The following is a 21677-nucleotide window of genomic DNA, read 5'->3' on the forward strand; positions in this document are numbered from 1 at the left end:
TGCGTGCTCCCGGGGGGTTCTGGGCGGGCCGCGGGTCTTGGGCTCGCGGGGGGCGTCCCCCCGCGCCGGGGGGCGGCCCACGGCCACGCTGTTCGCCAGCGGTTACTTCTTGACCTGAACGCCGGTCAGGATCGGGTCACCGTCCTGGGCGTACTTGACACCGGAGACCTTCTCCGAGTAGCCCGCGTTGACCTTGTAGTACCAGAGCGGGATGCTCGGCATGTACTTCGGCAGTTCCTTCTCGATCTGCTGGTACTGCTTCTCCGAGTCCTCCAGCGTCTTCGCCGCGTCAGCCTTGGCGATCAGATCGTCGATCTGCTTGCTGTTGAAGTCACCCTGGTTGCCGTCGGCCTTGGAGCCGAACAGGTCGCGGATGAAGTTGGAGATGAACGGGTAGTCGAGCACCCAGCCGGAGCGGTACAGCGACTTGACCTGCTTGGCGTCACGCGCGTTGGTGTCCGCCTGGAAGTCGGGCTTGGAGTCGCCGGTGCACTGCACGCCGGTCGCCTTGGTGATGGAGCCGCAGACGGCCTCCACCCACTCCTTGTGACCGCCGTCCGCGTTGAACTGGATGGAGATCTTGTTGCCCGGGACGCCGCCGCCGGCCTTGATGAGGTCCTTGGCCTTGGCGGGGTCGTACTTGGTGATGTCACCCACGGCGTTCGGCTCGTAGCCGAGGACGCCCTTGGCGACCCAGCCGGTGGCCGGCTCACGGGTGCCCTGGAGGACGGTCTTGGTGATGGTGTCCCGGTCGATCGCCATCGACAGACCCTGCAGGACGCGCGGGTCGATGTGCTTCCACTGCGGGGAGTAGTACGCCACCGCGATGGTCTGGATGGCGGAGTACGCCTGGTCCACGGCGCGGTCGCCGAGGTCGGCCTTGTAGACCGGGAGGTCACGCGGGGCGACCTGGCGCATCACGTCGAGGTTGCCGGACTTGAGGTCCTGGTAGGCCGTCTCGAGCTTGGCGTAGTTCTTGAAGAGCACCCCGCCGTTCTTGGCGGCGTTCGGGCCCTTGTAGCCGTCGAACTTGGCGACCTCGATCTGCTTCTTGTGGTCCCACTTGACGAACTTGTAGGGACCGTTGCCGATCGGGTGCTCGCCGGCGGCCTTCGGGTCCTTGTAGAAGGACTCGGGCAGCGGGTCGAAGACCTCGTAGCCGAGCTTGTACACGAAGTACGGGATCGGCTTGGACAGCGTGATGGTGAAGGTGTTGTCGTCGACGACCTTCAGGCCGGACATCTCGGTGGCCTTGGCCTTGCCGCTCTCCGGAGCGACGTCGGCGTAGCCCTGGATGTCGGCGAACCAGGCGCTGTTGGTCTGCTTGTTGGCCGGGTTGGCCGCCCAGTTCCACGCCTTGACGTAGGACGTGGCGGTGACCGGGGTGCCGTCGTGGAAGGTCCAGCCCGGCTTCAGCTTGACCGTGAAGGTCTTGTTGTCCGTCGTGTCGATCGACTGCGCGTTGACGTTGACGATCTTGCCGCTGCTGTCGTAGTCGACGAGCCCGGAGAACAGCGACTTGATGACGATGCTGCCGTTGGACTCCATGGTGTTGGCCGGCTGCAGCGGGTTCTGCGGCTCGCCCACCTCGACCGAGAACTTGCCGTTCGGGTCGATCGCGGCCTTGCTGTCGCCCTTGTCGCTGCCACCACCACAGGCGGTCGCGCCCAGCGCCACAACCGCGGCTATCGCGACCCACTTGGCGCTCTTCGCACCGCGCATGGGTTCCTCCTTATGAGTCCTTTGGTTCACCGCATAGAGGGGCACACGTCACACCACCGTCATGGACGGCGCAGATGGTGAGGTGCCCCCCGCTCGTGAGTCGGCGCCGCAGCTGGCGTGACCCGGGATCCGAGCTCTACGCGCCTAACTATCTGCCATGGGCCACCGGCCGAACCACAGTCCTAAGGTCTCGGTTCGATCACACCTGCTGCCTACTTCTTCCAAAATCCGGACAAACAGTTTGCAGATAGATCGCTGCGAAACGGACTTGTTACACATCTATCGGTGATCACTGTCCGCATTCCGGACGCAGAAGTAGGGAAAAGCACTTGCGGCTACTGTGGCCGCCGTGCAGGGCGCTTCGCGCTGCCCGAAAGAGAGGCGTCCGCGCCTGAACGGCACAGGCCCACCGGGCACTTGACCCCACGGCAGACGACGCCGACCCGCACAGCAGACTAGTAGAAATCGGCCACCCTGTGCGGCTTAGGGCCCAGGATGCAGGGTTTTCCCTACCCTCTGGTGGATTCCCGCGGAATCCCCCGCCACGCACGGTATGCGGACGGCAACGCAGACGAGCCGGGCCCCCGCTCGACGCGGGGGCCCGGCTCGTCGCTGTCGGTGCGTCAGCCGTGCTTGGCGCGGCTCGCGGCGCGGGCGCGCTCGCGGGCGTCCAGGTTCACCTTGCGGATGCGCACGGCCTCCGGGGTCACCTCGACGCACTCGTCGTCGCGGCAGAACTCCAGGGACTGCTCCAGCGACAGCTTGCGCGGCGGGACGATCGCCTCGAACGAGTCGGCCGAGGAGGAGCGCATGTTGGTGAGCTTCTTCTCCTTGGTGATGTTCACGTCCATGTCGTCGGAGCGGGAGTTCTCACCGACGATCATGCCCTCGTACACCTCGGTGCCCGGCTCCACGAACAGCACGCCGCGCTCCTGCAGGTTCGTCATCGCGAAGGCGGTGACGGCACCGGCGCGGTCGGCGACCAGCGAGCCGTTGTTGCGGGTCGTCAGGTTGCCGAACCAGGGCTCGAAGCCCTCGTGGATGGAGTGGCCGATACCCGTGCCGCGGGTCTGGGTCAGGAACTCCGTACGGAAGCCGATGAGACCGCGGGAGGGGACGACGAACTCCATGCGGACCCAGCCGGAGCCGTGGTTGGACATGTTGTCCATCCGGCCCTTGCGGACGCCCATGAGCTGGGTGACGGCGCCCATGTGCTCCTCGGGCACGTCGATCGTCATGCGCTCGACCGGCTCGTAGGTCTTGCCGTCGACCTCCTTGGTGACGACCTGCGGCTTGCCGACGGTCAGCTCGTAGCCCTCGCGGCGCATCTGCTCGACCAGGATGGCGAGCGCCAGCTCACCACGGCCCTGGACCTCCCAGGCGTCGGGGCGCTCGGTGTCGAGGACGCGCAGCGAGACGTTACCGATCAGCTCGCGGTCCAGGCGGTCCTTGACCTGGCGGGCGGTGACCTTGCGGTCCTTCACGGCCGCCTTCGCGTCGGCGCCCTTGCCGGTGCCGCCGCGGCCGACCAGCGGCGAGGTGTTCGTGCCGATCGTCATCGAGATCGCGGGCTCGTCGACCGTGATCAGCGGCAGGGCGACCGGGTTCTCCGGGTCGGCCAGCGTCTCGCCGATCATGATGTCGGGGATACCGGCGACGGCGCAGATGTCACCCGGGCCGGCCACCTCGGCGGGCTTGCGGGTGAGCGCCTCGGTCATCATCAGCTCGGAGATGCGGACGTTGCTGATCGAGCCGTCGCGCTTGATCCAGGCGACCGTCTGGCCCTTGCGCAGCTCGCCCTGCTCGACGCGGAGCAGCGCGATACGGCCGAGGAAGTTGTCGGCGTCGAGGTTGGTGACGTGGGCCTGGAGCGGCGCGTCCTCCTCGTACGTCGGGGCCGGGATGTGCTCCAGGATGGTGGAGAAGAATGGCTCCAGGCTGTTGCTGTCGCTCGGGACCGTGCCGTTGTCCGGCTTGGTCAGCGAGGCGATGCCGTCACGGCCGCAGGCGTAGACGATCGGGAACTCGATCTGCTCCTCGTCGGCGTCCAGGTCGAGGAAGAGGTCGTAGGTCTCGTTGACGACCTCGTCGATCCGGGAGTCCGGACGGTCCGTCTTGTTGATGCACAGGATGACGGGCAGGCGCTGCTGGAGGGCCTTGCGCAGCACGAAGCGGGTCTGCGGGAGCGGGCCCTCGGAGGCGTCCACCAGCAGCACGACACCGTCGACCATCGACAGGCCGCGCTCGACCTCGCCGCCGAAGTCGGCGTGGCCGGGGGTGTCGATGATGTTGATCGTGATCGGGTCCCCGCCGTCCTTGGGGTGGTACTTCACCGCCGTGTTCTTGGCGAGGATCGTGATGCCCTTCTCACGCTCCAGGTCGTTCGAGTCCATCATGCGGTCGTCGACGCCCTCGAGCTGGTGGGCGGCGAAGGCACCGGCCTGCTTGAGCATGCCGTCGACGATGGTGGTCTTGCCGTGGTCGACGTGGGCGACGATGGCGACGTTGCGGATGTCGTGGCGCGTGGCCATATTGCGGCGATCTCCCGGAGTTGTGGACGGCCCTGCTGCGCGGGCCCTGCCGGGCTGAACATGCCACGGCCTCACCCCATGGTACGGGGCGCCCGCCGGGGCGGCTCGGCGACCTCTATCACCCCAGGCCGGCGCTGCGCCAGGGGGCTCCGGGAGGCGGTTCGGCCGGGGAAGGGGCGCGGGGCGCGCCGCGGGCGGCCCCCGGCCGAACCGGCTCCTACGACGACGGGCTCGCCGTGATCTTCTCACCCTTCTTCAGGTAGCCCATGTCCTCGTACACCGGTGTCTGGAAGCCGAAGGCTCCCGCGTTGGCGAGGGAGGTGCGGGTGGCCACCAGCTGCGGGCGCTGGAAGAGAGGAATCGATCCTGCAGCTGCCCAGATCCGGGAGTCCGCCTTGCGGATCAGGGCCCGTTCCTCGTCCTGGTCCAGCGTCGCGATCGCCTGGTCGAAGAGCTGGTCGACCTGGTCGGTGCCGACCCGCGTGTAGTTCTGCTCCACGCTCAGCGAGCCGTCGGCGGCCGGTACCGGCTTGGCGTAGATCGGGCGGGCGTCCGTCGCCGGGAAGGCCGAGGCCGGCCAGGAGTACAGGGCCAGGTCGTACTGGCCGGCGGCGATGTGGTCCTTGAAGTAGCTGTCGTCCGGCACCTTGGTGATGTCGGTCCGGATGCCGACCTTGGCGAGCATCGCGGAGATCCGGTCCGCGACCTGCCGCAGCGTCTGCGAGCCCGGTCCCGACGGCAGCACGAAGCGGAGCGTCAGCGGCTTGCCGTCCTTGGCCAGCACCTGCGACCCGGCCCCGGCCGGCGCCGCCGTCCCCTTCGGCGCGTACGCCCCCGGCGCCCCGCCCTGCCGCAGCTGCCACTCGGCGTACTGGCGGCCGTCCTGCGCGAGGTGCCGTCCGCCGTCCTCGCCGTGGCCGGGCTGCCACCCCGCCTTGTCGTCCTGGCCGACGATGTACGTCCCGTCCTTGCCGCCCTCGGACGCGTCCCCGTCGGACGTGCCGCTCCCCGCCTTGCCCCCGGCCGCCTTCTCCTTCTCCCCGGCCGTCTTCTCCTTGTCCCCTTCCGCGCCGGCCGCCTTCTCCCCCTTCTTCTGCTCGTCGACCGGACCGCCCGGCACCCACCCCGCGTCGGCGAGCAGCGCCTGCGCCTCCGCGGTGTCCTGACCGCCGAGCGCCCCGCTGTTGTCGGCGTACGCGGGCTGGCCGGACAGCGCCAGATGGCTGCCCACCGGCACCGCCGGCAGCCCCAGCGGCTTCAGCACCATCTTGGCCAGCTGCCCCCGGTCCAGTGCCCGCGCCACCGCCCGCCGCACCCGCTCGTCGGCCAGCGGCCCCTCGGAGCCGTTGAGCGCGAGCTGCGTGTACGCCGCCTCGAAGGACTTGCGCACCTCGAAGCCGCGCAGCTGCTCCTTCTCCTTCTGCTCCTCGGCAACCGCCTTGGTCAGCTTCTCCCAGGCCCGCAGCTCCTCGTCCCCGGGTTCGGCGTCGGCGCCGTGCCGGGCCTCCCAGGTGCGCAGCGCCTTGACCGCCGTACGGCCGCCGGGCCCCTGCAGCGGGCCGGCCGCGCCCCCGGCACTGCCGGTGACGCGCTGGGCGTCGGACGGGTCGATCTCGGCCATGTCGATGGTGCCCTCGGCCAGTGCCTGCCCCCGCTTGTCGCGCGGCACGGCCTGCAGCACGATCTCGGTCAGCTTGGCCGGATGCCCCCACCAGCGCGGGTTGCGGGTGAGGACGACGTCCTTGGCCTTGGTGTCCACCGTCTTCACCGTGAACGGCCCGGCGCTGACCTTCAGCTTGTGCCGCGCCCCGTCGTTGAACGCGTCCGGCGTCCCCATGACGTCCTTCGGGTACAGCGGTGAGAACAGCGACTGCCAGTCGGCGTAGGGCTTGGCGAAGGTGACCTTGACCTCGAGGTCGTTCGCACCGCGCTCGATCTTCTCGATGCGGTCGTACCCGGCGTTGCGCGCGGTCCAGTAGGCGGAGTCCTTGCCCGACAGGGCGCGCCACTGCGCCGCGAAGTCGGCGGCGCCGATCTCCCGGCCGTCGCTCCACACGGCCTGCTGGTTCAGCTTGTACAGCACGACCTGCTTGGGCTCGGTCTCGACGACCTTGGCGGACTCCAGGTAGTCGGCGTCGCGCTGCGGCCGCCCCTGGGCGTCCAGCCGGAACATCGACGGCAGCACGGCCTGCGCGACGCGCGTGGTGGTGGCGTCGGCGTCGGACTGGAAGGTGTTCAGCGTCTCGGGTACGGCGTCCACGGCCCAGCGCAGCGTGCCGCCGTCGGCGATCTGGGCGCGGGCGGCCCGGGCGATGTCCTGCCCGGCGAGAGGCTTGCCGGCCTCGTCCTCGGAACTGCAGCCGGTGAGCACGGTCACCGCGAGCGCGCCCGCGGTGAGGAAGGCGACCGAGCGCATGACGGCGCGCGGTCCGACGACGTCGTGGGACATCTCTGGAGTACCTCCGGAAAGCCGCGGGCGTTATGATCACGTTTGGCGGTATATGGAGCTGATCACACGTATGCAGATTTGATGCAGCCACTGAAGAGGAAAGGATCCGGACACTGCCGGCGACACGACGGCGACGGTCCGTAAGGCCACCCGTGTGGCGCAACGCAACCCGCGATGCGCCCGCACGCCTCCGCCAATCGGTGCACGTCCCTTCACAGCGCGTGGTGTGACGCGCAACACTCACAGGCGCATGAACGTTGCCGCCCAGGGCCTGGAAGACCCCCCGGAAGCGAGGGCAAGTCATGTCCGTCCACGACGAACTCACCTCCGTCCAGCGCAGCCTCGACGACCTCTACCGGTCGCTCGGGCGCCTCGAGAAGCAGCTCGGCAGCGGCAGCCTGGAGATGCGCCGGGCGCGAATGGACGCCGACCATCTGCGCGAGAGCGTCTCGCTGCTGCGCTCGGCGATCACCCCCGCACAGGCCGCCCGCCCGGAGGTCGTCAGCATCCCCGACACCCCCTACGACGGGTCCCTGTGGACCGACTCCGACGACGAGGGCCTCGGCGCCCGCGACCGGCACGCCCCCTGACCGGACAGGAGCCGTAAACGGTGGCCACTGGTACGGAACCCCGGCCGGGCAGCACAGGCGGCGTCCGGTCGACGACCCGCGCCGCGATCCCCGCCGCGCACCTGCGCACCGACCGCTGGTGGCTGGCGCCCGCCGCCACCGCGGCCGGTCTGCTCGCCTTCGTCGTCTACTCCACCTGGCGGGCCTTCGCGAACGCCCACTACTACGCGGCGCCGTACGTCTCGCCGTTCTACTCGCCGTGCCTGGCGGAGAACTGCCGCACCATGCACGCCGGGCCCAACGCCGACCTCTTCGGCAGCTGGTGGGGCATCTCGCCGGCGATCATCATCCTGATCTTCCCGCTGGGCTTCCGGCTGACCTGCTACTACTACCGCAAGGCGTACTACCGCGGCTTCTGGGCGTCCCCGCCGGCCTGCGCGGTGCCCGAGCCGCACGCGAAGTACACCGGCGAGACCCGCTTCCCGCTCATCCTGCAGAACGTCCACCGCTACTTCTTCTACGCGGCGCTGCTGGTCGCGGGTGTGCTGACGTACGACACCGTGCTCGCCTTCCGCGACGAGCACTACCGCTGGGGACACATGGGGCTCGGCACCCTGGTGTTCCTCGCCAACATCGTGCTGATCTGGGCGTACACCCTGTCCTGCCACTCCTGCCGGCACATCGTCGGCGGGAAGCTCAAACACTTCTCGAAGCATCCCGTGCGCTACCGCATGTGGCGGTTCGTCGGCCGGCTCAACGCCCGGCACATGCAGCTCGCCTGGGCGTCCCTGCTGAGCGTGGCCCTCGCCGACTTCTACGTGTACCTCGTCGCGTCCGGGGTCTTCGACGATCCGCGCTTCTTCTAGTGACCGGTGACGCACCTCTGGTGACGCACGTCTTTCAGCGACTCGAGTGAGGACTGACCGATGCCCGTGGTCGACCGGCAGGAGTGGGACGTCGTCGTGGTCGGTGCCGGCGGCGCCGGACTGCGGGCCGCGATCGAGGCGCGCGAGCGGGGCGCGCGTACGGCGGTGATCTGCAAGTCGCTCTTCGGCAAGGCGCACACCGTGATGGCCGAGGGCGGCATCGCGGCGGCGATGGCCAACGCCAACGAGCACGACAGCTGGCAGGTCCACTTCCGCGACACGATGCGCGGCGGGAAGTTCCTCAACCAGTGGCGCATGGCCGAGCTGCACGCCAGGGAGGCCCCGGACCGCGTCTGGGAACTGGAGACCTGGGGCGCGCTGTTCGACCGGACCAAGGACGGCCGGATCTCGCAGCGCAACTTCGGCGGCCACGAGTACCCGCGTCTGGCGCATGTGGGCGACCGCACCGGCCTGGAGCTGATCCGCACCCTCCAGCAGAAGATCGTGGCGCTCCAGCAGGAGGACCACCGGGAGACCGGCGACTACGAGTCGCGGTTGAAGGTGTTCCAGGAGTGCACGGTCACCAGGGTCCTGAAGGACGGTGACCGGGTCGGCGGCGTCTTCGGCTACGAACGCGAGAGCGGGCGCTTCTTCGTGCTGGAGGCTCCGGCCGTCGTGATCGCCACCGGCGGCATCGGCAAGTCGTTCAAGGTCACGTCGAACTCGTGGGAGTACACCGGCGACGGCCACGCCCTCGCCCTGCTCGCGGGCGCGCCGCTGCTGAACATGGAGTTCGTGCAGTTCCACCCGACCGGCATGGTCTGGCCGCCGTCGGTGAAGGGCATCCTCGTCACCGAGTCGGTGCGCGGCGACGGCGGGGTGCTGCGCAACTCCGAGGGCAACCGGTTCATGTTCGACTACGTCCCGGACGTCTTCAAGGAGAAGTACGCCGAGACCGAGGAGGAGGCCGACCGCTGGTACGACGACCCGGACCACAACCGGCGCCCTCCCGAGCTGCTGCCCCGCGACGAGGTGGCCCGCGCGATCAACTCCGAGGTGAAGGCCGGCCGGGGCTCCCCGCACGGCGGGGTCTTCCTGGACGTGTCGACACGGATGCCGGCGGAGGTCGTCAAGCGGCGGCTGCCATCGATGTACCACCAGTTCAAGGAGCTGGCCGACGTCGACATCACCGCGGAGGCGATGGAGGTCGGGCCGACCTGTCACTACGTCATGGGCGGTGTCGCCGTCGACTCGGACACGGCCGCCGCGCGCGGGGTGCCCGGGCTGTACGCGGCCGGTGAGGTGGCCGGCGGTATGCACGGCTCGAACCGGCTCGGCGGCAACTCCCTGTCCGACCTGCTGGTCTTCGGCCGCCGCGCGGGGCTGCACGCCGCCGAGTACGCGGGGGCGCTGACGTACGAGCGGCCGGTGGTCGACGACGCCCAGGTCAACACGGCGGCGGCGGAGGCGCTGCGGCCGTTCTCCGCCGAGACGGAGGGCGAGGGCGGCCCGCCGGAGAACCCCTACACCCTCCACCAGGAACTCCAGCAGACCATGAACGACCTGGTCGGCATCATCCGCCGGGAAGGCGAGATGGAGCAGGCCCTGCGCAAGCTCGGCGAGCTGCGGGTACGGGCCCGGCGGGCCGGGGTGGAGGGCCACCGGCAGTTCAACCCGGGCTGGCATCTCGCGCTGGACCTGCGGAACATGCTGCTGGTCAGCGAGTGCGTGGCCCGCGCGGCGCTGGAGCGCACGGAGTCGCGCGGCGGCCACACCCGGGAGGACTTCCCGTCGATGGACCGCACCTGGCGCCGGGTGAACCTGCTGTGCCGGCTGACCGATCCCACCGGCGGTCTCGCGGCGTCGGACCCCGCCCGCGGCCAGATCACCCTGGCCCGCGAGACCACCGACCCCATCCGCCCCGACCTGCTCGCCCTGTTCGAGAAGGAGGAGCTGGTCAAGTACCTCGCCGAAGAGGAGCTGTACGAATGAGCGGCTACCAGGCACGGTTCAAGGTGTGGCGGGGGGACGCGGAAGGCGGTGGCCTGAAGGACTTCACCGTCGAGGTCAACGAGGGCGAGGTCGTCCTCGACATCATCCACCGCCTGCAGGCCACGCAGGCGCCCGACCTCGCGGTGCGCTGGAACTGCAAGGCCGGCAAGTGCGGTTCGTGCTCGGCGGAGATCAACGGCCGGCCCCGGCTGATGTGCATGACGCGGATGTCGGTGTTCGGCGAGGAGGAGACGATCACCGTCACGCCCCTGCGTACCTTCCCGGTGATCCGGGACCTGGTGACGGACGTCGGCTTCAACTACGCCAAGGCCCGCGAGGTCCCGGCCTTCGTCCCGCCGCCCGGCCTCGGCCCCGGTGAGTACCGGATGATGCAGGAGGACGTGGACCGCTCGCAGGAGTTCCGCAAGTGCATCGAGTGCTTCCTGTGCCAGGACACCTGCCATGTGGTGCGCGACCACGAGGAGAACAAGACGGCGTTCGCCGGTCCGCGCTTCCTGATGCGCATCGCCGAACTCGACATGCATCCCCTGGACGCGGCCGCCGAGACCGGCCTGGACCGCAAACGCACGGCCCAGGACGAGCACGGCCTCGGCTACTGCAACATCACCAAGTGCTGCACGGAGGTCTGCCCCGAGGGCATCAAGATCACCGACAACGCCCTGATCCCGCTGAAGGAACGGGCGGTGGACCGCAAGTACGACCCGCTGGTGTGGCTGGGGTCGAAGATCAGGAGGCGTTCTTCGTAGCGGGTGCGGCGCAGGTGCGGCCGGGGCGCTGGGCGCGGTGCTGGAGCAGCCCGCCGAAGGCGATCTGCGCGAGCGTGTCCACCGCCAGGGCGTCGCCCGAGCCGAGGGACACGTCGAAGAAGTGCGTCGACAGGCCCGTCGCCATGCCGGCGGCGAACACCAGCGCACCGGCGCCCCACAGCGCTGGGCGGACGACCCTGCCCCGCGCCCAGGGCGCGACCCATCCCGTCGTCAGCGTCACCGCACCGAGCGCGGCGACCACCCCGGTGGCCAGCAGAGCGGCCGGCAGCCCGTGATCCATCGTCCCCACCCCTTGGTTCAGCGGACCCAGCCCGTACGGTACGCCTGCCAGTCCGCCTTCGTCGCCGCGAAGTCCACGTAGAGGGCGACGCCGAACGCCGCGCGGTCCGCGTCCGTGCGGGACAGGCCGAGGCGGACACCGCGTACCGCCGCGGGGACCGTCTCCGCCGCCCCGCGGTGGCCGAAGCGGTTCTCGTGGTAGAAGGGCAGGCCCATCAGCAGGTCGGTGGAGGCCGGGGTGACCTCAAGGGCGAGGGCGGTCTGCTGGGCGACGTAACCGCCGTAGGTGCTCTGCCACTGCTGCATCGTGTCGTACGACATGACGGCGATCTGGTCGACGCGGCGCGCGACCTGGCCGAAGAACTCCTGCGACCACCACTTGGGGTGGCCGGTGACCGCGCCGAGGACTGAGTGCAGCCCCGGCAGCGGGTCGATCTGGTGGGCGGCGACGGACAGCAGCGCCCCGCGCGCGGCCGTCTCGCGGTGCAGGGCGTCGAGGAGGCCGAGGTAGTCGCGGTCGCCGGAGTGCAGCGGCTCCAGGTCGAAGTGGGCGCCGTCGAAGCCCGCGTCGAGGACCGCGCGGGTGGAGCGGACGACCGCCGCCCGGGTCGCGGACCGCTCCAGGCGCAGCCCGTCCGGCTCCTCCGTGGCCAGCACGTCACCCAGCCAGGCCTGCACCCGCACCCCCGGCGCCGCCCGGTGCACGGCCGCGACCAGCCACTGCGCCCGCGGGTACGCCGAGGCGGGCAGCGTCCCGTCGTGCTCCAGTGGACCGGCGTGCACATACAGGTCACGGATGCCGGTTCCGGCGAGCCGGCGGGCGAGGGCCGTGACGTCGGCGTCCTTCTTGCGGCCGTCGATCCAGGCGTGCCCGAGCCACAGGGCGTCCCGGTTGCGGCTACGCGTGCCGTCGGCGGGATCGCCGGTGTAGTTCACCCGCAGGGCGACCTGCGTGGCGAGCACCGGCAGCAGGAGGAGCAGCACGACGACGAGGGCGGCACGCCGGGCCGAGCGCCACCGGCGTCGCACGGGGCGGGGCGCGGCCGGCTCCGGCTCGCCGCCCTGCCGGGATGTCGCCTCCGGCTCCTCCGTACGTTGCGGCTGTTCCATCGCCGTACCCCTCCCTCGTCCGTCCGCCCCACCGGACGCGCCTGGCTCGCGACCCCGCATACCGGGCCATACGCTCCGAAACGTGACGTCATCCTCGCCCAGGGGCCGCCCGCGGCACGCCACGGCGCACATATCGGTGCGGGTGGCGCACGCGCTGCTGGGCGGCGCGGCGGGCGTGGTGTGGCTGCTGTTGCCGGGGATGACGACGGTCACCGAGCCGCCGGTTGCGATCACCCGCCCCGCACCGGCCGCGAGCACGGCGGCGGCGCAGCCGCGCGAGGACGAGACGTCCCCGACGGATCTGGTCCTTCCGGTGGCCGCCGTGGGGGCGGCGGCCCTGCTCGCCGGCTATGTCTACGTCCGCCGCACCCGGCGCTCCCGCCCGCCCGCGACGCCCGCGGCCGTCGCCCGTCCCACGCCCCCGGCCGCCTCCTCCGGCGTCCTGCCGCCCCACCCCTACACGCCGGCTCCCGGCGAACTCGACCGGCAGGCGCAGGCGGCGCTGGTCGAGGCCGACGACTGTGTGCGCACCAGCCGGGAGGAGCTGGACTTCGCGCGGGAGCTGTACGACGCAGCGCGTCTGGAGCCGTTCACGCGGGCGCTGCGGGAGGCGGAGGGCGAGCTGGCGGCGGCGTTCGCGCTGCGGCAGCGGGACGACGAGGGCCTGCCGCTGGAGGACGAACCGGCGCGGCGGCACACCCTCGCCGGCATCGTCGGCCGGTGCGCGGAGGCGGGCCGTGTCCTGGACGCCACCGCGGCCGCCTTCGGCGAACTGCGCGCGGTGGACACCGGCCGGGACGACGCGCTCGCGGTCGCGGAGGCCCGTTTCCGGGCACTGGCCGCCCGCGCGGGGCAGGCCGAGGCCACGCTGACCGGCCTGCGCGAGACCTTCGCGGCCGGCGCGCTCGACCCGGTCACCGGGTATGCCGAGCTGGCCAAGGACCGCCTGGTGACGGCCACCACCCGGCTCAACGAGGCCCGGCAGGCCGCCGACCGGGGCGAGAGCGACCGCGCGGCGGCACGCCTGCGCTCCGGTGAGGGGGCCGTGGCGCAGGCGGAGGTCTTCGTCACCGCGGTGGACCGGCTGGCCCGTGAGCTGGCGGCGGCCCGGGAGATGCTCCCGGCGGCCCTGACCGGCGCGGAGGCGGAACTGGCGGCGGCGCGCCGCTCCGCCCCGGCGGATGTGCCGCCCGGGGAGCTGCGCTCGCGTATCGCGCACGCGGACGCCGTGCTGGCTTCCGTCCGCATGGAGCTGACCGGTGGGCGGCCCTACGATCCCTTGGCGGAGCTGCGGCGGATCGTGCGGGCGCTGGCGCCGGTGGCCACCGGGCGGGCGGGGGTGCTGATGGCCGCCGCACGGCTGACGGCGAGCAGCGCGGTGGCCGCGGCGGACGGTTTCGTCGCCACCCACCGGGGCGTGGTGGGCGCCGGGGCGCGCACCCGGCTGGCGACGGCGGCACGGGCCCTCGGTTCGGACACGCCGGTGGGACTGGTGGCCGCCGGCACGCTGGCGGCCGCGGCCCGCGACCACGCCGAACAGGACGTCCGCGTGCACGGCCCGCCGCCGGAGCCGGAACCCCTGGCCTACGGCGGCCCCGCGACACGACGCCGCCTCGAAAGCGCCGACTAGCGCCGCGCCGGGCGCGGGGCCCTCGGGACGGGCTCGGTGCCCGGGCTCGAGACGGGCACGGCGCCCGGGCCCGGGACGGGTTCGGTGCCCGGGCTCAGAACAGGCTCAGCAACGCCTCCGCCGGGTCCACCGGGCCCGACTCGCCGTCCGGGAGGGCCAGTTCGAACCAGACCGTCTTGCCGCGCGGGGTGCGGCGCGAGCCCCACGACGCGGAGAGCAGGCCCACGAGTTGCAGGCCGCGGCCGCCCTCGTCGGTGTCGCGGGCGCGGCGGCGGCGCGGCTGGACCAGCCCGGAGTCCCAGACCTCGCAGACCAGGGTGCGGTCCAGCAGCAGCCGGAGCCGGATCTCGCCCTCGCCGTATCGCAACGCGTTGGTGACCAGCTCGCTGACGAGCAGTTCGGTCGTGTCGACCAGCGGCTCCAGGTCCCAGGCGAGCAGCTGGGAGCGCGCGTACTCGCGGGCCCGGCCCACGCTGCGCGGCTCACGCGGCAGGGTCCAGTCGCCGACGGACTCGGCGGGCAGGCCCTGCACGCGGGCCATCAGCAGGGCGATGTCGTCCTCGCCGTGATGGGTGTCGAGGGTGTGGAGGACCTGGTCGCAGACGTCCTCCAGGGGACGCGCGGGGTCGGTCAGCGCGCCGACGAACGCCTGGAGTCCCTCGTCCAGGGGGTGGTCGCGGGATTCGACGAGCCCGTCGGTGTACAGCGCGAGCAGCGCGCCCTCGGGCAGTTCGACCTCGACCTCCTCGAACGGCTCCCCGCCGACGCCCAGCGGCATCCCGGGCGGCACGTCGAGCATCAGCGCCGGCTCGCCGGGTTCGACCAGCACCGGCGGCAGATGGCCGGCGTTGGCGAAGGTGCAGCGGCGGGTGACGGAGTCGTAGACGGCGTACACGCAGGTCGCGAGGTACACCTCGGACAGGTCCGCCTCGCGCGGGCGGCGGGCGGCCCGGGTGGCCTGTTGCACGCCGCCGGGGGTGCCGAGGCCGCGGGCGATCTCGTCCAGCGCGGAGAGGACTTCGGCGGGTTCGAGGTCGAGCAGGGCCAGCGTGCGCACGGCGGTGCGCAGTTCGCCCATGGCCACGGCGGCGCGCAGCCCGCGCCCCATCACGTCGCCGACCACCAACGCGGTGCGGTGGCCCGGCAGTTCGATGACGTCGAACCAGTCGCCGCCGACCTCGCTGGGCCGCCCGGTGGAGGCGTTGCCGGGCAGGTAGCGGCAGGCGATGTCCAGGCCGGAGGCCACCGGGTCGCCGGGCGGCAGCAGGGACCGTTGCAGTATCAACGCCCGCTCGTGCTCACGCCGGTACAGGCGGGCGTTGTCGATACAGACCGCCGCCCGCGCCGCCAGCTCCACGGCGAGATCCCGGTCCCGGTCCCCGAACGGTTCACTGCCCTTGGTCCGCGCGAACAGCGCCAGTCCTACGACGGTGTCGTGGGCGACCATCGGCACGGCGAGCACGGACTGCACCAGGCCGCCCTCCTCGCCGGGCACCCGCTGCGGGCGGGCGGTGCGCAGGGCTTCGGCGCAGGCGGAGTTGAACGGGTAGTGGTGGACCGCGCCGACCTCGACGCTCTCGCCGGGGCCGTCCCGGAACGGCGTGTCGGCGACGGCGCTGGCGTAGGCGACGCGGCGCATCTCCGCGCTGCCGTCGGCGAGGCCGGGCGGGGTCTCGTCGCCGGCCAGCAGGCCCTGGTAGAGGTCGACGGTGGCGAGGTCGCAGAAGCCGGGGACGACGACGTCGAGGAGTTCGCGGGCGGTGGTCTCCAGGTCCAGGGAGTTGCCGATGCGGGCGCCGGCCTCGTTGAGGAGGGCGAGGTTGCGCCGCGCGGCGGCGGCCTCGCGGGCGGCGGCGCGGCGGGCGGTGATGTCGGTGCCGAGCCAGGCGACGCCGATGGGCCGGCCGGAACCGCTGTGCACGCGGTAGAGGTTGACGGACCAGTGGCGGCGCTCGTCGGAGCCGGGGACATAGCCGGTGACGTGCATGTCCGTGATGGAGTCGCCGGTCTGCAGGACCCGGCGCAGCGTCGCGGTGACCCGCTCCGCCTCCGGCCGGGGCAGATAGTCGTGCACCCCCTTGCCGCGGTGGTCGTCGGGGGTGCCGCCGAAGATGGACGCGAACCGCTGATTGGCGCGGCGCACCTTCAGCTCGGTGTCGATGAGCAGAAAGCCGAAGGGGGATTGGCCGAATATGGCCTGCGAGGCGGCGAGGTCGGTCTCGATGCTGCGCAGGGTGCGTACGTCCACGACGATGCAGACGGCGGCCTTCTCCCCTTCCTTGGTGCGCGTCGGCATGACGTACACCTCGGCGAGCCCTTCGGCGCCGGGGGCGTCCTGCGCGGCGTCGTCCTCGGTGCGGGGCACGCGGAAGGGGACCACGCCGGTCCACTCGCGGCCGTCGAGGATCTCGGCCATCTTGCGCTGGCCCCGGTCGCGCAGGTCGGGGTCGACGAACGCCTCGATGGGGTCCATGCCGACGGCGCGCTCGGCGGGGATGCCGAAGATCTGCTCGGCGCGCAGGCTCCACTGGTCGACGAGGCCGTCGGCGCCGATGGAGAAGGACGCGACCTTGATGTAGTCGTAGATCGAGCCGGGCGGGCTGCTCTGCCACAGCGTGTCACCGGTCCGCTCCGGATCGGAGGCGAGCGCGCCCGCGGCTGTCGCCCTCGCGCCGTCCGACGGGTCCTCGGACTCCGTGGCCTTCGCTGGTATCTCGCTCACGCGAACCGTCCCCTCCAGCTCACCGCGCCCGGCATCGGTCACCGGCAGCGGCTGCCCGCAGTATCCAGCACTACGGCGCCGCACGACACGGTGTTCACGATCACAGCACGGTCCAGGCCCTTTTTGGTCCGTCCTGCGACAACACTTCCAGTCTTCTAACCGGGCGGCAGGTCATCGAATCCCGCAGTCGGGCATCGGTCCCGGCCGATACGGCCGCGGTGCCGTCCGTGCCGGTCACGGACCGGTCGTGCCACCTCCGGCGTTCACCCGGGGAGCGCGAGTTCGAACCACACCGTCTTGCCGCCCTCGCCGGGCCGGGTGCCCCAGCGGCGGGAGGCCGATGCGACCAGTTGCAGCCCGCGGCCGCTCTCCTCGTCGGGGTGGGGGGTGCGCTCCCGGGGCGGGTCGGGCAGCGGGTCGGAGACCTCCGCGCGCAGCACGCCCTGGCCGTCGCGCCCGGCGAGCCGCACCAGGCGGACACCGATCGGTCCGGTGGCGTGCCGGAGCGCGTTGGTGACGAGTTCGCTGACCAGCAGGGCCGCGGTGTCGGCGAGGCTGTCCAGCTCCCAGGTGTGCAGCCTCGCGCGCACCACGGAGCGGGCGGCGCGCACGGCACCCGGCTCAGCCGGGAACGTCCACTCGGCGCAGTCGCCTTCGGTGTCGATCACGCCGATCACTTCCCAGGCCAGCGGGTCTCCCACCCTGTCCGGTTTCGTGGGGTTAATGGGCACATACCCGATATCCAGCACCGGGTACCGCCCGCACAGGCGCACTGTGGCACAAACGGCGTAAGAGGCGCTCGGGGGGGCGCGGGGGGGCAGTGCGAGGGGTTGGGGCGGTGCGGGGCGCCGGGACGCGGGGGCGCGGGAGGTGGGCGCAGTGCGGGGCGTCGGGGGTGCGTGATGCGAGGCGTCGGGGGAGCGCCCGATGCGGGGCCCGCCGACGAGGATGCGCGGGCGGGGCGTGGGCTGGGGCGCGACTGAGCGGGGAGCTTGCCGGGGGCCGCGGACGGCGGTGCGCCGGCCGGAGGCCGGGGCCCGGCGGGGCGCGCGGCGAAGGCGTCCCCGCGAGGGCGCGCCGGGGGCGGGATACCTGCGGGAGCCTCGGTGATGGTTCGCGACGAGGGGATCGGCCGGGGGTGTTGGCGCAGGCGCGCCGATGGCGGGGCGCCTACGGGAGCGCGCCGACGGAGGCGCCCGTGGTGATGCTCGGCGAGGGATACCGGCCGGGGTGCCCCGGCGCCGGCGCGCCGATGGCGGGCGCCTGCGGGAGCGCACCGGCGGGGGTGCCCTCAGTGGTGTGCGGCGAGCCGCAGCGGCCGGGGGCGTCGGCGGACCCGCGCCGGGCGGGCGGCGGTGGGGCGGCTGCTGTCAGCGGACTTCGGTGTCCAGGGCGGACAGTGTCGCGCGTACCGCCGGGACGTCCTGGTCCAGCCAGTCGACGTCCCAGATCTCGCCCGGCCCGAGCCAGCGCAGCGCGTCGTGGTCCTGGAGCGGGTGCGGCGCGGGTGAACCGGGCCGCAGGCGGGCCGTCCACACCCACAGCACGTACGGCTCCCTGAGCGGCCACTCCCCCGGCACGCGCCCGACCGTCTCCGCGTCGACGCCCAGTTCCTCGCGCAGTTCGCGCACCAGCGCCGCCTCGGGCACCTCGCCCTGCTCCACCTTGCCGCCGGGCAGCTCCCAGCGGCCGGCCAGCTCTGGGGGCGCACTACGGCGCGCGGCGAGCAGCCGGCCGCCGTCGAGCAGCGCCGCGCCGACGACCACGATCCGTTCCGTCATGCGCCGGAGCCTATGCCAGGGCGCCCGAGGCCGGTCCGGGTGCCGTCCGCGCCGGAGGTCGGTTCGCGCCGGAGGTCAGTTCCGGGTGCCGTATGGCAGTTCCGGGTGCCGGAGGTCAGTTCCGGGTGCCGTCGGCGCTCTGGGCGTGCTGGCCGATCCGCTCGACCCAGTAGAGCTGCTTGTGGCCGCTGGCGTCGAGGCCGTCGGCGATCCTCTGGGCCTCCGCCCGGGTCGCGTAGCGGCCCACGCGATAGCGGTTGCCGTTGTCGTCCTGCCGTATGACGAGCCAGGGAAGGGAGATCGTGCTCTCGTTCATCGCGCCCCACCGCTCCTTCCCACCCCGGCTCGTCCGCGCCCCGTCCGCGGCGCGAACCGGGCCCCGCCCGATAAGGAAACCGCAATCCGCATATGCCCGAGCCTACGCCCAACCTTTACGCAGCGAACACGGGTTTTCACGAAGAGGTAGGCAACCGGCCAGTACGGAAGGGGCGCACGAGGACGAATGCGCCGTGCGCGCAGCACGACGCGCCCGCTCGGCGCGTTGCCGGGCACGCCGCGGCACACGGTGGACGACCTGCGAAGACGACCGAAACGCTACGGCGCGCGCCGTCATCGGCAGCGGGAAGCCGACCGAGCACACCGGGCCCCGGCAGGGTCACCGGGGCGCATACGCAAGGGTGTGCGCTACCTCACCGGCAGGTGGTACGCGACCCGGTAGCGGTCGGCCGGGATGACGACGTCGGCGGTCTCCACCGGGCGCCCGGAGGCGTAGTAGGTGCGCTGCACGACCAGGACGACATGGCCGGGCACGCCCCCGAGCGCGTGGAGTTCCTCGGCGAGGCCGGGGCGGGCGCCGACCTCCTCCGTGACGTTGTCCACGATGACGTCGATGGCCCGCATGCGCTCCACCACCCCCATCCCGCCGAGCGGCCCCTCCTCGGGCAGCATCACGGGTGTGCGGCCGGTGACGGCGAGCGGCTCCCAGGAGGTGGACAGCATCATCGGCTCGCCGGACTCGCGGAAGAGGTACCGCGTGCGCATCACCCGGTCCCCCGGCTCGATGCCCAGCCGCCCCGCGACCGCCCGGCTCGCCTCCGTCTGCTCGCTGCTGGACTCCCAGGTGCCGCGCGCCTCGGCGTCCGACTGCTCCTGCCGGAACGGGGTCGCGCCCCTCTCGGGCCGGAAGCCGGAGCGCGCGATACGGCGCGGCACCGGCCTTTCGCGCACATACGTCCCGGAGCCGGAGCGGCCTTCGACCAGCCCTTCGGCCATCAGGACCTTGCGGGCCTCCAGTGCGACGGTGTCCGAGACGCCGTACTCCTCGCGGATGCGGGCCTGCGAGGGCAGCCGGGTGTGCGGTGGCAGCGAGCCGTCGACGATCTTCTTGCGGAGATCACCCGCGACGCGCAGGTACGCCGGCTGCTCACCGAATGTCACTGGCCGCTCCCATCAGCTTGTACAGACAGCAACAGCGTGGCAACCGTGGGTTGGGCCGTGCAAGCAAAGGCCAGAGAATCACTCGAAGTGATGAAATGGGGCGTGGCGAGGCGTCGGGCAGGGCACGGCGCAAGGCCTTACTCCAGCGTCACGCAGGCACTTTCTCCCCGCTCCGGCCGGGATCACACATCGACACCGCCGCCGCCCCCCGTACCGCCGACGTCACCGGATCCGTCGGTCCCGCCGGAGTCGCCGTACCCGTCCGAGGGCGGCGTCGTGGCGAGCCTCAGAGCCGTGCGGACGGCCACCGCCGGGGCGCCGTCCACCGCCTTGAACCCCGCGGCGTAGTGCGCGTCGAAGGTGTCCGGGTCCTTGGCGCTCTCGGCCTTCGCCCACTGGCCGCGGGCCGTCCGCAGTTCCGCGACGTAGGCCGCGACCTGCTGCCGGTGGCCGGCCGTCCATGCGTGGGACTCCAGCTGGGAGATCTGCGCGGCCACCGCGCTCTTCATCTCGCCGGCCCAGGCCCGGTTGCCCTCGAGGTCGTCCTCGGCGAGGTCCTCGGGCTCGTCCGACAGCGCTCTGTCGACCTCCTGGGCGGCCGTCAGGAAGGCGACCTGGTCCGCGTCGAGGGTCGTCGCGTCGGCGCGCAGCGAGCCGGTGAGCGTGCCCCGCTCGTCCGTGTTGCCGAAGACGCAGGCCACCTCGCGGTCGCCGAGCGCCCAACTGTCCTTGCTGGGGCTGAAGTAGTAGACGTCGACGTCGTCGGGCCACGCCCAGCTGTCCATGGCGTAGGCCTGGGCGAGCGGGTAGCAGCGGCCCTCGGCCGCGGTGTCGACGGCGCGCTCGCCCGGGTAGCCGGAGCCGGCCGGGAGGTTGAAGGTGCCGAACACCTCGCCGTCGTGGCGACCCGCGCAGGGCACCTCGTCGACGTCGTAGGTGGCGCCGCCCAGCGCGCCGGGCTCGTCGAAACACTGGCCCTTGTGCAGCGAGAAGGTCGCGTGGTCGCGGGCGCCGTCCTTCATGCCCTGCCAGACCTCGCCGACGCCGCCGGTGGCGAGGACCAGTCCCCACAGGGCGACGCCGATCGTCGACAGGACCGCGCCGCCGATCGCCAGGCCCTTGCCCCGCTCGCCCCGCTTGCGGATCTGCACCAGCGCGATGACACCCAGGACGAGCCCGATCGCGGGCAGGAAGCACAGGGCGCCGAGCACGAGGGCGGCGATGGCTACGCCGTTGACCGGGGCGGGTCGGTTGAACGGGGTGTAGCCCTGGCCCCAGGGCTGGTACGGGTAGCCGGCCGGTGCGGGGTAGGGGCCCTGCTGCGGGGAGCCGGCCGGTGCCGAGTACGGGTCCTGCTGCGGGTAGCCGGCCGGTGCCGAGTACGGGTCCTGCTGCGGGGAGCCGCCCGGTGCCGGGTACGGCCCCGGGGTGGACGGGGGTTGCTGGGGGCCGGGGGGCGGGGGCGGTATGGACACGGGTGCCGTGCTCCTGCTGTGACGGGCGAGCGGGTGTGAGACGGATAGTGGCATGTGGGGGTGTCGGGTGGGGCGGGGGGTGCCCGCCCCTTGGGGTGCGTTGTCGTCTGCGGGTTTCGTTGTGGCTGGTCGCGCCGTTCCCCGCGCCCCTTTTTGTGCCTGCGGCGGCCCGTTGCGGTGCGTGGTGGGCTGGTGTCGCGCCTGCGGTTGTCTGTGAGTCGGGGCCGGGGTGGGGGGTGTCCGTCCTCGGTCCGGCCGCCCGTCCCCGACGCGCGCACCGTTGCCCGGTGCCGGCCGCTGCGGGCGGACACCCCCCACCCCGGCCC

16 protein-coding genes are annotated in these 21677 nt (G+C 72.2%); 5 read left to right on the forward strand and 11 right to left on the reverse strand.

All coding sequences use genetic code 11. The annotated features are described in order from the left end of the window. Positions 1-102: 102 nt before the first annotated feature. From AB0E88_RS34670 to AB0E88_RS34680, 3 genes are all read right to left on the reverse strand, one after another. A complete protein-coding gene (locus AB0E88_RS34670) occupies positions 103-1722 on the reverse strand; it encodes an ABC transporter substrate-binding protein (protein ID WP_361638880.1) in 1620 nt (539 codons plus the stop codon). Between the two features lie 623 nt (positions 1723-2345). Further along, complete coding sequence (gene typA, locus AB0E88_RS34675; RefSeq protein WP_361638882.1) at positions 2346-4253, reverse strand: translational GTPase TypA; 1908 nt, start codon at positions 4251-4253, stop codon at positions 2346-2348. Positions 4254-4470: 217 nt separating this feature from the next. Then, the gene (locus AB0E88_RS34680) at positions 4471-6702 is read right to left on the reverse strand and encodes an ABC transporter family substrate-binding protein (protein ID WP_361638884.1); all 2232 of its coding nucleotides are present in this window, start codon (positions 6700-6702) and stop codon (positions 4471-4473) included. 302 nt (positions 6703-7004) lie between these two features. Here AB0E88_RS34680 and AB0E88_RS34685 point away from each other — a divergent pair, with 302 nt between their 5' ends. Genes AB0E88_RS34685 through AB0E88_RS34700 form a run of 4 tightly spaced genes read left to right on the forward strand, consistent with a single transcriptional unit; the run spans position 7005 to position 10896 of the window. Beyond that, complete coding sequence (locus tag AB0E88_RS34685; protein ID WP_361638886.1) at positions 7005-7292, forward strand: hypothetical protein; 288 nt, start codon at positions 7005-7007, stop codon at positions 7290-7292. Between the two features lie 20 nt (positions 7293-7312). Then, a complete protein-coding gene (locus AB0E88_RS34690) occupies positions 7313-8137 on the forward strand; it encodes a hypothetical protein (RefSeq protein ID WP_361638888.1) in 825 nt (274 codons plus the stop codon). A 60-nt stretch (positions 8138-8197) separates the two neighbouring features. Continuing rightward, positions 8198-10129: a fumarate reductase/succinate dehydrogenase flavoprotein subunit gene (locus AB0E88_RS34695; RefSeq protein WP_361638890.1), complete on the forward strand. Its 1932-nt coding sequence runs from the start codon at positions 8198-8200 to the stop codon at positions 10127-10129. Then, the gene (locus AB0E88_RS34700; RefSeq protein ID WP_361638892.1) at positions 10126-10896 is read left to right on the forward strand and encodes a succinate dehydrogenase/fumarate reductase iron-sulfur subunit; all 771 of its coding nucleotides are present in this window, start codon (positions 10126-10128) and stop codon (positions 10894-10896) included. The genes AB0E88_RS34695 and AB0E88_RS34700 overlap by 4 nt, the downstream gene beginning before the upstream one ends. On the opposite strand, the gene AB0E88_RS34705 is transcribed toward AB0E88_RS34700, so the two are convergent. Together AB0E88_RS34705 and AB0E88_RS34710 are read right to left on the reverse strand one after the other, a co-directional pair. Further along, positions 10877-11197, reverse strand: coding sequence for a hypothetical protein (locus AB0E88_RS34705; protein WP_361638893.1), 321 nt, complete (start codon positions 11195-11197; stop codon positions 10877-10879). The two genes, AB0E88_RS34700 and AB0E88_RS34705, sit on opposite strands and share 20 nt — an antisense overlap. Positions 11198-11214: 17 nt before the next feature. Continuing rightward, complete coding sequence (locus tag AB0E88_RS34710) at positions 11215-12306, reverse strand: hypothetical protein (RefSeq protein WP_361638895.1); 1092 nt, start codon at positions 12304-12306, stop codon at positions 11215-11217. Positions 12307-12388: 82 nt separating this feature from the next. Here AB0E88_RS34710 and AB0E88_RS34715 point away from each other — a divergent pair, with 82 nt between their 5' ends. Beyond that, complete coding sequence (locus AB0E88_RS34715) at positions 12389-13936, forward strand: hypothetical protein (RefSeq protein WP_361638896.1); 1548 nt, start codon at positions 12389-12391, stop codon at positions 13934-13936. A 94-nt stretch (positions 13937-14030) separates the two neighbouring features. On the opposite strand, the gene AB0E88_RS34720 is transcribed toward AB0E88_RS34715, so the two are convergent. From AB0E88_RS34720 to AB0E88_RS34745, 6 genes are all read right to left on the reverse strand, one after another. Further along, positions 14031-16658 carry a SpoIIE family protein phosphatase gene (locus AB0E88_RS34720; protein WP_361638898.1) on the reverse strand — a complete coding sequence of 876 codons (2628 nt, stop codon included), beginning with the start codon at positions 16656-16658 and terminating at the stop codon, positions 14031-14033. A 263-nt stretch (positions 16659-16921) separates the two neighbouring features. Then, positions 16922-17359 carry an ATP-binding protein gene (locus tag AB0E88_RS34725; protein WP_361638900.1) on the reverse strand — a complete coding sequence of 146 codons (438 nt, stop codon included), beginning with the start codon at positions 17357-17359 and terminating at the stop codon, positions 16922-16924. 669 nt (positions 17360-18028) lie between these two features. Then, positions 18029-18439, reverse strand: coding sequence for a (deoxy)nucleoside triphosphate pyrophosphohydrolase (locus AB0E88_RS34730; RefSeq protein WP_361638902.1), 411 nt, complete (start codon positions 18437-18439; stop codon positions 18029-18031). Positions 18440-18554: 115 nt separating this feature from the next. After that, complete coding sequence (locus tag AB0E88_RS34735) at positions 18555-18755, reverse strand: SPOR domain-containing protein (protein ID WP_361638904.1); 201 nt, start codon at positions 18753-18755, stop codon at positions 18555-18557. Between the two features lie 368 nt (positions 18756-19123). Then, positions 19124-19876: a GntR family transcriptional regulator gene (locus AB0E88_RS34740; protein ID WP_361638905.1), complete on the reverse strand. Its 753-nt coding sequence runs from the start codon at positions 19874-19876 to the stop codon at positions 19124-19126. A gap of 182 nt (positions 19877-20058) precedes the next feature. Then, complete coding sequence (locus AB0E88_RS34745; RefSeq protein WP_361638907.1) at positions 20059-21351, reverse strand: DUF4190 domain-containing protein; 1293 nt, start codon at positions 21349-21351, stop codon at positions 20059-20061. Positions 21352-21677 lie beyond the last annotated feature (326 nt).

It is taken from the genome of Streptomyces sp. NPDC028635 (genome assembly GCF_040637635.1).
Taxonomy (GTDB): Bacteria; Actinomycetota; Actinomycetes; order Streptomycetales; family Streptomycetaceae; genus Streptomyces.